16 protein-coding genes are annotated in these 11,630 nt (G+C 33.0%); all 16 read left to right on the top strand.

Annotated features, from left to right (window positions below; genetic code table 11):
* The coding region (locus A7456_RS11360) for a hypothetical protein (protein ID WP_211266065.1) at nt 1-662 on the top strand (662 nt) is incomplete at its 5' end.
* On the top strand, nt 640-1,014 hold the full coding sequence (locus A7456_RS04080; RefSeq protein ID WP_067007854.1) for a hypothetical protein: 375 nt from the start codon (nt 640-642) through the stop codon (nt 1,012-1,014). The genes A7456_RS11360 and A7456_RS04080, both read left to right, overlap by 23 nt.
* Nucleotides 1,015-1,178: 164 nt before the next feature.
* Nucleotides 1,179-2,204 carry an RHS repeat domain-containing protein gene (locus tag A7456_RS11870; protein WP_067007856.1) on the top strand — a complete coding sequence of 342 codons (1,026 nt, stop codon included), beginning with the start codon at nt 1,179-1,181 and terminating at the stop codon, nt 2,202-2,204.
* The gene (locus A7456_RS04090) at nt 2,201-2,578 is read left to right on the top strand and encodes a hypothetical protein (RefSeq protein WP_067007858.1); all 378 of its coding nucleotides are present in this window, start codon (nt 2,201-2,203) and stop codon (nt 2,576-2,578) included. Before A7456_RS11870 ends, A7456_RS04090 begins: the two co-directional genes overlap by 4 nt.
* A gap of 6 nt (nt 2,579-2,584) precedes the next feature.
* Entirely contained in the window at nt 2,585-3,337 is a 753-nt protein-coding gene (locus A7456_RS04095) for an RHS repeat-associated core domain-containing protein (RefSeq protein WP_082995434.1), read from the top strand.
* Between the two features lie 244 nt (nt 3,338-3,581).
* Nucleotides 3,582-3,758, top strand: coding sequence for a hypothetical protein (locus A7456_RS11365; protein WP_158512477.1), 177 nt, complete (start codon nt 3,582-3,584; stop codon nt 3,756-3,758).
* Entirely contained in the window at nt 3,673-4,776 is a 1,104-nt protein-coding gene (locus tag A7456_RS04105; RefSeq protein ID WP_067007867.1) for an RHS repeat-associated core domain-containing protein, read from the top strand. The genes A7456_RS11365 and A7456_RS04105 overlap by 86 nt, the downstream gene beginning before the upstream one ends.
* A 3-nt stretch (nt 4,777-4,779) precedes the next feature.
* Nucleotides 4,780-5,277, top strand: coding sequence for a hypothetical protein (locus tag A7456_RS04110; RefSeq protein WP_067007870.1), 498 nt, complete (start codon nt 4,780-4,782; stop codon nt 5,275-5,277).
* The gene (locus A7456_RS11880) at nt 5,270-6,223 is read left to right on the top strand and encodes an RHS repeat domain-containing protein (protein WP_067007874.1); all 954 of its coding nucleotides are present in this window, start codon (nt 5,270-5,272) and stop codon (nt 6,221-6,223) included. Before A7456_RS04110 ends, A7456_RS11880 begins: the two co-directional genes overlap by 8 nt.
* A gap of 361 nt (nt 6,224-6,584) precedes the next feature.
* On the top strand, nt 6,585-6,734 hold the full coding sequence (locus A7456_RS11600; RefSeq protein ID WP_211266066.1) for a hypothetical protein: 150 nt from the start codon (nt 6,585-6,587) through the stop codon (nt 6,732-6,734).
* Nucleotides 6,735-6,786: 52 nt separating this feature from the next.
* The gene (locus A7456_RS04125) at nt 6,787-7,929 is read left to right on the top strand and encodes an RHS repeat domain-containing protein (RefSeq protein ID WP_067007880.1); all 1,143 of its coding nucleotides are present in this window, start codon (nt 6,787-6,789) and stop codon (nt 7,927-7,929) included.
* A 621-nt stretch (nt 7,930-8,550) separates the two neighbouring features.
* Complete coding sequence (locus tag A7456_RS04135; protein ID WP_067007886.1) at nt 8,551-8,805, top strand: hypothetical protein; 255 nt, start codon at nt 8,551-8,553, stop codon at nt 8,803-8,805.
* A 721-nt stretch (nt 8,806-9,526) separates the two neighbouring features.
* Complete coding sequence (locus A7456_RS04140) at nt 9,527-10,420, top strand: RHS repeat domain-containing protein (protein WP_145916058.1); 894 nt, start codon at nt 9,527-9,529, stop codon at nt 10,418-10,420.
* On the top strand, nt 10,383-10,679 hold the full coding sequence (locus A7456_RS04145; RefSeq protein WP_067007890.1) for a hypothetical protein: 297 nt from the start codon (nt 10,383-10,385) through the stop codon (nt 10,677-10,679). The genes A7456_RS04140 and A7456_RS04145 overlap by 38 nt, the downstream gene beginning before the upstream one ends.
* Nucleotides 10,672-11,106: a hypothetical protein gene (locus A7456_RS04150; protein ID WP_067007893.1), complete on the top strand. Its 435-nt coding sequence runs from the start codon at nt 10,672-10,674 to the stop codon at nt 11,104-11,106. Before A7456_RS04145 ends, A7456_RS04150 begins: the two co-directional genes overlap by 8 nt.
* Nucleotides 11,081-11,455, top strand: coding sequence for a hypothetical protein (locus tag A7456_RS04155; protein WP_067007896.1), 375 nt, complete (start codon nt 11,081-11,083; stop codon nt 11,453-11,455). The genes A7456_RS04150 and A7456_RS04155 overlap by 26 nt, the downstream gene beginning before the upstream one ends.
* Nucleotides 11,456-11,630: the final 175 nt, after the last annotated feature.

Raw genomic sequence — 11,630 nt, forward strand, 5'->3', positions numbered from 1 at the left:
TGACAAGTGATCCTATTGGGCTTGCTGGGGGGTTTAATAGTTATGGGTATGCTTATAATAGACCGATGGAGTTTGTGGATCCTTTGGGGTTGTTGGTTGATGTTTATTTTATGAATCCTGTAACGAATGGTTATGCTGGATTTTCTCACTCTATGTTTGGTCATTTTGCTTACAGAATTAATGACCACGAATTTACTTTCAATCCATCCAATAATTTAGTTGAGCAATCTGGATATATTAAAAACCAGCAGGGAAAAAGGGATATGGTTGGTATGAGATTGAATCTCACAAAACAGCAAGAGGAATTGCTATTAAACAATACTTATGCTGTGCAAAAAACAGCCAAATATATTAATGGTGTTTATATGTGTGCAAATCCATTTCAGGAGGCTATGAGAATGACTGGAATTGATTTGTATAGGTCAAAATTCATAGTTAGTCCGAGTCCGTCAGTAACATCTGTAAGCCAACCAATTTTAGCACCAGAAGCTTTATATGATAGAATGATTAGAATGGAGAGTTTAGTCAAACATATTATTGTATATGATAATGTAAATTATGAATTTATGGGTGTAAAAGGACTAAGTCCAGATTTTATCAAAAAGGCTGATGGGTATAAAGGTAATATTAAAAAAGATTATGTGTATTCTTGGAAAAAATAGTTTATTGAAATATTCTTTTGTTGTTTTTTCATTAGCTAACCTATTAATATTTACATATGATAGGCAAAGTTATATTATTGAAACAAAGATTATAGGTGTACCAGAAAATTGTTTGGATTATAACCAAGATGGTAGTTATAATAATCTTGATGAAAATTATTATGGAGCTATAAACTTATATCTTGCTGAAAAAAGAGGTTTTGATTTGATGGATGGAAAAGGTTCTATCACATCAAAAATAGTAGAGTGTAATTATATTCCTAATAATATTGATAGAATATATTTGGAGGATATAAACTGTACTGGATATTGTCGTTTTTATGGATGGCTTATTTATAAGTTTAGAAAGTGATTAATTTTTGATGAATTCAAACAATAGAAGTTATTTAGATATTCAGAATCTTAGCTATCAAAAACTTAATTTCTTTGAATTGGAATTTTAACAAACCCAATAAAATGGTAATTTGGTGAGATATCTAGCAAACAATGATTATGCTGTAAGTTGGAGAATGTAATGTGTTTGTAAATACCCAAGCCTACTCAATCCACACCGACCATCTAGGCACACCCAAACAAATCACAGACCAAAACCAAGAAACGGTTTGGAGCATTGAGATGGATACCTTTGGGGAGACCAAGTCCATTGACAGTAAAGATGACTTCACTTTCAACCTAAGATTTGCAGGACAATACTTTGACCAAGAGAGTGGGTATCATTATAACTATCATCGCTATTATGATCCTAAGATTGGTAGGTATTTGACATCTGACCCGATAGGACTAAATGGTGGCAGTTTAAATACTTATGCTTATGTGGATAATGAGATTTGGGGACTGGTTGATCCTTGGGGTCTTTTATCTTATAACCCATATACAAGAAATTTTACAATTGACAAAGGGGATACACTACAATCAATTGGTAAAGAGTTTGGTATTTCCGATGTAGATCTTACTAAATTAAATCCACAATTTTTTGCCAACCCCAAAGACATAACCAAATTTAAACAAGATACTTTTGTGGCAGGAGCAATCATTAAAGCTCCTTATGCTAAAAATATCAATGCTTTTAAGATAGCGGTTTCTTTGATTGGTTCAACAAAGTATGCTCACTCTGTGCAAAATGGCAGATTTAAAGAGAATACAAATAAATGTAATTTATTTGTTTATGATGTTTTGACAAGAGCTGGCTTTTCGACTGTTCCATCAAGAAAGGCTTATGGTATTTTTGATATGCCAGCGACCGCTGAAAGCTTGGCGGAAGGAAACTTTCCAAATTCTCGCATTGTTTCAATAGATGAGGCTAGAATAGGCGATGTGATGTCTTGGAAGGTTAATTATCGAGATGCAACAGGTCATACCACCATTTATACAGGAAAGGTCAATATTCTTTGGAGAGATAGCAATCAAGATTTAACCAGAAAGCCCCATCAGTATGGGACTATTGGAGCAGGAGAACACGCTGTTAATTATAGAAGACACGATGAAGAAGCAATGTCAAATTACCCCCTTGATAAAGCAAAAATTCGGAGAATTGATCAATGAATATCAAAAAACACAAAGTCGCCATATTGGTTTTCACCATTGTATTATTGGGGTGGATATCAACTGTGTATTATTATGAAAAAATGCAAGATTATCATTTTAAAAATTCGGTAGAAATTAATGGAGTAATGATAGATGAATCCATTTTGGGAACTAGCAGAACCGATGTTATCAAAAAACTAGGTGAGCCAAAGCTGTCTGCTTTGGCAATTAAGGGTTTTGATGATTATCAGTATGTTATCAATAATGATGATTATGGTCTAGTTATACATTACGAAAAACTTAATGAAGATTATTTTGTTTCAGGAGTTAAATTTATAAAAGACAACCTAAAAAATGATTCTAGATTAGTACTGATTGATATTCAAGAATAATGAATTATGTGTAGAAATGTCTATTCGATCCACACCGACCATCTAGGCACACCCAAACAAATCACAGACCAAAACCAAGAAACGGTTTGGAGCATTGAGATGGATACCTTTGGGGAGACCAAGTCCATTGACAGTAAAGATGACTTCACTTTCAACCTAAGATTTGCAGGACAATACTTTGACCAAGAGAGTGGATATCATTATAATTATCATCGCTATTATGACCCTAAGATTGGGAGATACTTGACGAGTGATCCGATAGGGCTAAATGGTGGAAGTTTAAATACTTATGCTTATGTGGATAATGAGGTATGGGGGAGTGTTGATCCTTATGGGTTAATTAAATGGAAAGGAACTAGTTTGGGCGGGAGTTTGGTTGCTGGTGGGGGTGGTATTTATGAATATTATACACTTTGGAGTGAATGTATTGGTGGAAGAAAAGGTTTTGCAAGAGTAAAAACATTTGGGTCGGCAGTTGGCTTTGGAGCAACCATTGGTGGCGGTGGAGGTTCAGTTGTACTGGAAGATGGACGAGACGATTTTGATTTAAATGTTTTTAATGGTCAGTATAAAAAAGCTGGCTACGGTTTTGGTTTTGGATTGACCGTAGGCGGAGCATTAATTCAATTGGGTGAAGTAAGAACCGATTTATCATCTCTATCCCCATCGCTAGGTGCTGGTTGGGATAATAGTATTATTGGTACGGTTGGTTGGTCTAAAGTTGTAACAGGGAGGGTTACGGTATGCGGTTGTTCGTAGCACTATTGCCATATATACAATTATTCTTTTTTATTGTATTTGCTTTTGGTTTGGGTAAATATTTGATAAGAAATAAGCTTTTATTTATCTATCCAGGAATGAAACACCCAAAAGCAACAAAAACAGAGTATTTTCTTGCTGGAATTGGTTTTGCTTTATTTACATTATCAATGATAATTAGGGGTGGGTTGGGGGTTTAAAACAAAATAGATGCCACAACCACCCATTACTAGGAAACCCTGTAATGATAACCACCAAAGACCACAAAGACGACATCATCAGCCAAAGAGCCTTAGACTACACCCCTGATGGACAAATCAAGTCTATCAAGGACAATGATAAGCTCATCGCTACTTATCAGTATAAAAGACAACCAAGCAAACCAAACAAAAGAAGAAACAACAAAATATCTTTGGGATAAGGGCTTACTCTCTGCTGAAATCAAAGATGATAAAGTCATCAGAAGGTATGTTTATTTAGATATAATGCCTGTGGCTTTTTTAGATTATGGGTATGATAGTAAGGGTAAATTAAACGAGACCAAGGTTTACTCAATCCACACCGACCATCTTGGCACACCAAAAGCCATTACCAATGACAAACAAGAAACGGTTTGGCAAATAGATTTAGACACCTTTGGGGAGACCAAACAAATCCAAGCAAAAACCATCACAGACCCAAACACCAATACCCAAAGACCCTTTGAATTTAACCTAAGATTTGCAGGGCAGTACTTTGACCAAGAGAGTGGGTATCATTATAATTATCATCGGTATTATGACCCTAAGGTGGGGAGATACCTAACATCAGACCCGATAGGATTGGTTGGGGGATTGAATAGTTATGGGTATGCTTATAATAGACCGTATGAGTTTATTGATCCTTTGGGGTTGTTGGTTGTGGCTAAATTTGATATTGGCACCAACCTACTAACAATGACTGATAAAGACACTTTAAAAACTGTTACTATTGGTAATGTGTTTACTGGTGGAAATGTCCATTACGGAACAATTCAGTTAAGAGGAGATAGCAAGCAAATTCCTATACCAGTCGGCAAATATTACATTACAAATAATCCCAATCCAAAAAAAGGGCAGGAAAGGTGGTATGGATTGTTGGCGATAGATGGGAGAATTGATGATTTTACCGCAAACCCAACACTTCATAGTAGGCTAGGTATTGGTAGAGGTGGATTTAGATTGCACCCTGGTCGTGTTAGTCACGGTTGTGTTACAGTAGGCACAAATACAGATCACGGAAAAGCTGACTGGGATTTAGTAGATAATTTATTAAAGAATACAAAAACTTCAAATGTGCTGTATGATGAGCCAGAGTATGCCAAAAAACCTGACTGGTGGCTTGTGCTTTATGGGGAAATTGAGATTATAAATTCAAGACCTTGGGCTAATACGAAGTGGGACAAACCAGTAGGCAGATAAATTATGAAAAAAATAATCAAATACCCACTATATCTTATAACCTTTTTTCTAGCAACCTATGTATTTTTTGAATTAAGATGGCAGTGCAGAATTGATTTTATTCAATCCGATAAGGTTAAAAACCAAATCATAAAAATGGATAAAATGAGTTGGATAGAGCCATTTTGGTATGGAGAAATGGTTGATGAAAAATTTTTAGACACGCTAAGCCAAGATGAACGCACAGAGTTTCAAGCAGCCATTTTATATGCTTTCCCTACACTACTTGATGGCAGAAATGGTGATGCTTCATTAACTTTTAATGAAACCTTGGTCAGTAATAATGCAGAAAACTTAGCCAAAAAATTAGAAAGTTTAAGATATTCAAAATCTTATTTTTGTTCGGCTTGGAGAATACCTTTGATTAATTTTTGGCAAAAAGATTTTGAAAAATTGGCGGAGTTTTATAAAACCCCACAAGGTGTAGAGTATTTAGAATGGAAAAGAAAACGCAATGAATAATAAAATTACCCCTGTGGCTTTTTTAGATTATGGGTATGATGATAAGAATAATCTAAAAACAACCCAAGTGTACTCAATCCATACCGACCACCTAGGTACACCCAAACAAATCACAAATCAAAACCAAGAAACGGTTTGGAGTATTGAGATGGATACCTTTGGGGAGACCAAGTCCATTGACAGTAAAGATGACTTCACTTTCAACCTAAGATTTGCAGGACAATACTTTGACCAAGAGAGTGGGTATCATTATAATTATCATCGGTATTATGATCCTAAGGTGGGGAGATACCTAACATCTGATCCGATAGGATTGGTTGGGGGATTGAATACTTATACTTATGTCAATGGTAAGCCTTGGGGGGCGGTGGATATATATGGGTTATACACCATACAAGATGCAAGAGAGCAGTTGCTGAAAGCAGGAGTTAAATATGATTCTTACAGAAGAACATTGGGATTTCCCACACCAAATGTCTATCCTGACTATTCTGACAGGCTTCTATTTCAAAAATGGTATGAAATGGAAAAAGCTGACTTAGCAAAGCCAAACAATTGGACAACCAATTTACCTAGATGCCCCAGAAAAATTAAGACTGGTAATGGGGTAAAAAACGGATCTCAATGGTTGTCAGTAAAAAGTGCTAACACAGAACACAAACCCGGAGTTTGGGAAATGCGTTCTGTTACGGTAGGAGAAAGTTCCAATCAATGTGTTTATGACGAAAATGGCAATATTATGCTTGAAATTCCTGCTGCGGGAACAGCAGATAGGTATGCTTGTCCACATTTGGGGAAATGTTGGGATCATACTTGGCACGACCTAGAACCGTGGTTAAAAGCCAAATCACTAGACAGTCAGTGTGGAGTAGATAAGTATAAGAAGATGTATTATGAGGTAAGACCGATTTTAGCTAATACTGGCAGTGTTGGTGGTAGTTGGTAGGTATCAATTGTGAAGACTGTATCAAAATTTAAAGTTTCTGAAATAATATTTTTGTATGTATTTTTCTTGTTCCTTGTTAATAACCGGGATTATGATGAATTTAGTGATATATTGGTAAATACTTTTAAGCTTGGGTCTATATATGATTTCTTGTTTACATTTGTATTATTTATATGCTTAATGACAGCAACATTTATTATTGAAAATATCGCAATTTACATATGTTCATTTATTAAAAATATTGAAAAATATCCATATAAGTATCTGATCTTATTTATTTTTAGATATGGCACTTTCTTTATCTTGTGTAATATTTTTAATTTTGTATTTTGGTATTATCTGATGGTTACTTAGTCTATTTTTGACCACCCATTACACCTACGACAACTTAGGAGACCCTGTAATGATAACCATCAAAGACCATAAAGGCGACATCATCAACCAAAGAGCCTTAACCTACACCCCTGATGAACAAATTAAGTCTATCAAGGACACCACACAAGAAAGGTAATAAAATAGAAAAACTCATTGCCACTTATGCTTATAATCATCTAAGACAAAGAGTGTCAAAAACTGTCTACCAAAAAGACAACCAAACAAACCAAACCAAAGAAGAAACAACGCAGTATCTTTGGGATAAGGGCTTACTCTCTGCTGAAATCAAAGATGATAAAGTAGTAAGAAGATATATCTATCTTGATATTATGCCTGTGTCTGTTTTAGATTATGGGTATGATGAAAAAGGTAAATTAAACGAAACCAAGGTTTACTCAATCCACACCGACCATCTTGGCACACCAAAAGCCATTACCAATGACAAACAAGAAACGGTTTGGAGCATTGAGATGGATACCTTTGGGGAAACACAGTCCATTGAAAGTAAAGACAACTTCCAATTCAACCTAAGATTTGCAGGGCAATACTTTGACCAAGAGAGTGGGTATCATTATAATTATCATAGATACTATAATCCTAAGGTGGGTAGGTATTTGACATCTGATCCGATAGGATTGGTTGGGGGATTGAATACTTATACTTATGTCAATGGTAAGCCTTGGGAAGGGGTGGATGTGTTGGGGTTGTATACGGTCTATTGGGGAGGGGCAGGTGTAAATAATATGCCATCCTATGTTTTCGATCAAGTAAAACGATTGCAAAATTTAGGTATTAAAAATGTTAGATATAGTACTCGTGGTGGACATAATTCAACTTTACCATATACAAACCAATATGCCAATATGGGTTTTGATGCAATAGCTGTAAAAAAATATAGACGCTATATTAATAAAAATTTATATTTTGATGACAATCCAGAATTAGCAAAAGGTTGCAATATAGAACAAACAAACTATATTGGTTATTCTTTTGGGTCTTTATTAGCGGCACATACAGCAATGCACTATGCCAATAATGGATACATTATTGATAATTTAGTTTTAATAGGATCTCCTATTAGTAGATATTTCTTGCAAGATATAAAAAATAATAAAAATATAAGAAATGTTATTATAGTTGACCTGACAAAAGAAGGAGATCCTATTTATGCTGGAATGACAGAATTTGAATTAACAACATCTATAGGTGTTCTTGGCAACCAGTTTACTCAAGGTGCTGTTGGTCATTTTTATTATTCAGGAGGTGATGCTACTAGTAATAAAAGAAGAGCTGATTTGGCTAATTACCTTTATGCACAAGGCTTGAGATGAATAAATATTGTAAAATAATTAAGATGATACTGATATCTATTTTATTTTATAGGTATATATCATTTTTTTATCATAGTTGGTATATTAAATGTACTAATAATGGTGTATTCAATATGGGGTATGCTTACTATTCTACAGCGTTTATATTGTCTACATTGGTGATCTCTTTGATAACGATATTTATCATCAAAGATAAAAAATGGAAATATTTTTTTATTTATTTGTGGGTATATGCTTTATTTCTAGTTATTTTTTTGCCAAATTTTCCATGTGTTAACAATTAATCGCAGTGATTTTGATTGTACCTAGGTCAAATAACTATGGTTTTCCAACCAAGGTTATTGGTAATAATTAGAGCATCAATGGAAAGGGTTAGATAAAATCCAGTCAACCAAAACATAGTGAAGTTTATTTGGACTTGGGGTTTACAACATGACTGTCAAAATAATACATTTTTGCTTTATTTTTTCAATACAAATGCAAAAATTAGCCAAATTATTGCAACCTTGAGCAGTTAATTACGTTGGTTATTCTTTTGGGTATTTATTAGCTGTACATACAGCAATGTACTATGCCAATAATGGACACATTATTGATAATTTAGTTTTAATAGGATCTCCTATGAGCAAGACATTTCTAAATAAATTAAAAAATCACAATAACATAAAAAATGTTGTTGTGATAGATTTGCGACAATATGGAGACCCTATTTATGCTGGAATGTCCGAGATAGAATTGGGTAAATCTATACCCAAGCTATTGGAACAAATAAATGGTAATGGTATTGGTCATTTTTACTATTCTGCAAATGGAAAGGAAGGAAGATCTAGAAGGTATCATTTTGCATTAGATATGAAAAATTCTGGATTAAAGTGAGTTGTGTATGACTAGGGTTATTCTTGAATTCTTGAATTTAATCACAATAATACTTATATATGGTTATTATTTTTATTATTTTTATTATTTTTATTATTTTTATCCCATAAAGTGTAAATTCTATGATAGTTATTCTATGGGGTATGGCATTGCGTTAATAATAATTGTTCCAATATGCTTGCTTTTAAATACAACTCTTGTCTTTTTATCAAAAAATAATTATAGAATAATGTCATATTTTTTATTATTTATATTATTTTTATTAATGTCATTTTCTATGCCTTATCCCTGTTATTTCAGTGATATAATAGATAAAATAAGTCAATAATTTATTTTTGTATAGGTTTTTCTTTATTCCAATTACTAAACCTCTTGAGAAACTGTAACTTTATTGGTTTTTTCCCAAATTTCAAATTCAATAAAATTAAGATTTACGAAACAAGATTTTTGAATTTCGCAAGAATTCTATACCTATTTTATAAACATATTACTACACTTATGAACCAAATTCTGATAGACTAAGCCGTATTGAAAATGATAACAACATCATAACTTATCAATACGACAAACAGGCAATCCTATCACAATCACCATCACAAGCAAACAGGATAACACCGTGAACACACGACATTTAGATTATACGCCTGATGGACAAATCAAGTCTATCAAGGACAATGATAAGCTAATCGCTACTTATCAGTATAATCATCTAAGACAAAGAGTGTCAAAAACGACTTATGATGATAAACAAAATATTAAAGATGAAGTACAGTATCTTTGGGATAAGGGCTTACTCTCTGCTGAAATTAAAGATGATAAAGTCATCAGAAGGTATGTTTATTTAGATATAATGCCTGTGGCTGTTTTAGATTATGGGTATGATGAAAAAGGTAAATTAAACGAGACCAAGGTTTACTCAATCCACACCGACCATCTAGGCACACCCAAACAAATCACAAATCAAAACCAAGAAACGGTTTGGAGTATTGAGATGGATACCTTTGGGGAAACACAGTCCATTCAAAGCAAAGACAACTTCCAATTCAACCTAAGATTTGCAGGACAATACTTTGACCAAGAGACAGGGTATCATTATAACTATCATCGGTATTATGATCCTAAAACTGGCAGGTATTTGACGAGTGATCCTATTGGGCTTTGGAGTGGTGATACCAACACATATATTTATGTCAATAATCAACCTTGGTATGGGATTGACTTGTGGGGACTTTATGCTATTAGTCAAGTCGATTATATGAGATTGGTTGGTGTAACAGATAAAGCATTGGCGGGCAGAATGTTTGATGCAGATATGAATGCTTCTAATTACCTATTTTTTCATAACACTACAAAATTCAATAGTTCTTACAGGACAAGAATGACTTTGCCTAGAAGTCAAAAATTTACATCAGTAATTCCTGATAATACTGGTATTTTTGCTTATACCAAACTCAGCAGAAATCCATATACAGTTTTAAAAAATATATCCATAAATAAACTGCATTTTGAATTTAAACTAACCAGCACCAAATCATTGTCTATTTCTTACAATGATTATCAGTTATCTGGAATGATTGATGTTTTACAAAAAAACAAATATCCAAGCAAAAAATAATGGCAGAAATGGATTGGTGATTGTGACTGGAAGTAATACAAAAATTGGTAGGTCTCTAATAAATTTTGCTAACAAAAACAATGTTGCATTATATCATTCCATAGCCGAAGTTGATGATAGCGACTGTAGAAGTATACATTTTAGTCAGCCGATACTACAAAACCCAACTAATAATATTCATCAATTAGCTGCCGAAATCATTTATGTTGTCAATAAAAAAGTTAACATTGGTCAAAATGGAGTAGAGCAAGATGACTAAAATAATTAGTAAAAACCAACAATGGTTCTTAGATAATATGATTAAAGAATTTCGTACAAAAAAATATATTAAAAAATATTTAATAGAAACTGAAAGTCAATTATGGAAAAAAATTGATGTCAATCAATTGCCAGATAAAATAACTAAAATATGTGAAGTTCAAAATAAATCTGATATAGATAATTTTTATGAATTTTACGAAAGTAGTTTAAATAATTTATTGATAGTTCACCTTGATAGTTATGGTGTTATTTATAATTTTTCCATATCGGAGTATATAAAAAACTACAATATTATTGATTCACAAAATAATCCTTTAATTGTTAATTATTTTAAAAAATATATTAATAAATCATCAGATATTAGTCTATTGTACGATATGGCATTAGATAGATTTTCTTTTGAAAGAATTTCTAAAAAAAAATGACTTAAAAAAAATGAATGAATGGGCTTTCAATCAAAGACAAAATATGATAACACCAGAGTATTTTTTTGAGGAAAATTATGCCTTGCTTATCGTAATTATTGGAGAGTTTATTATTTCAAATAAATTAGAAGAATTTTCTTGGGCTATAAAAAAGACTAGAACAGAGTTTTTTGATGATGGTAGAACCAATGTTGAATTTGTATATAATCCATATTTATTTAATTGTAATAAAAATATCATAATAGATATAGTTCAAGCATTTAGAGAGTATTTATTTTATGAGCGTGGAAACTTCAAAAATGTTTTCACAAACATCTATAATAATATAGAAAAATACAAAGTAGTTTAGTGTTAATGTACTGTGCGATGAATAAAAAATTTGTAATTGTATTTGCTATTCTTGGGATTTATTTATATAAATCCCACGCCCAAATGTGCCTTGCAAAAAACCTTGGCAACACAGGTACAGCCAACCAATGTTCTGCCAATGTTACCGCTCATTCCACCACCACAACCCCCACTGC

It is taken from the genome of Moraxella nonliquefaciens, from assembly GCF_001679005.1.
Lineage (GTDB): Bacteria > Pseudomonadota > Gammaproteobacteria > Pseudomonadales > Moraxellaceae > Moraxella > Moraxella nonliquefaciens.

Bases quoted from the DNA above. Each gene is read 5' to 3' on its own strand.
- A7456_RS04080 (WP_067007854.1), top strand. From the start codon at position 640: ATGTGTATTCTTGGAAAAAATAGTTTATTGAAATATTCTTTTGTTGTT.
- A7456_RS04090 (WP_067007858.1), top strand. From the start codon at position 2,201: ATGAATATCAAAAAACACAAAGTCGCCATATTGGTTTTCACCATTGTA.
- A7456_RS04095 (WP_082995434.1), top strand. From the start codon at position 2,585: ATGTGTAGAAATGTCTATTCGATCCACACCGACCATCTAGGCACACCC.
- A7456_RS11365 (WP_158512477.1), top strand. From the start codon at position 3,582: ATGATAACCACCAAAGACCACAAAGACGACATCATCAGCCAAAGAGCC.
- A7456_RS04105 (WP_067007867.1), top strand. From the start codon at position 3,673: ATGATAAGCTCATCGCTACTTATCAGTATAAAAGACAACCAAGCAAAC.
- A7456_RS04110 (WP_067007870.1), top strand. From the start codon at position 4,780: ATGAAAAAAATAATCAAATACCCACTATATCTTATAACCTTTTTTCTA.
- A7456_RS11880 (WP_067007874.1), top strand. From the start codon at position 5,270: ATGAATAATAAAATTACCCCTGTGGCTTTTTTAGATTATGGGTATGAT.
- A7456_RS04135 (WP_067007886.1), top strand. From the start codon at position 8,551: ATGAGCAAGACATTTCTAAATAAATTAAAAAATCACAATAACATAAAA.
- A7456_RS04145 (WP_067007890.1), top strand. From the start codon at position 10,383: ATGTTTTACAAAAAAACAAATATCCAAGCAAAAAATAATGGCAGAAAT.
- A7456_RS04150 (WP_067007893.1), top strand. From the start codon at position 10,672: ATGACTAAAATAATTAGTAAAAACCAACAATGGTTCTTAGATAATATG.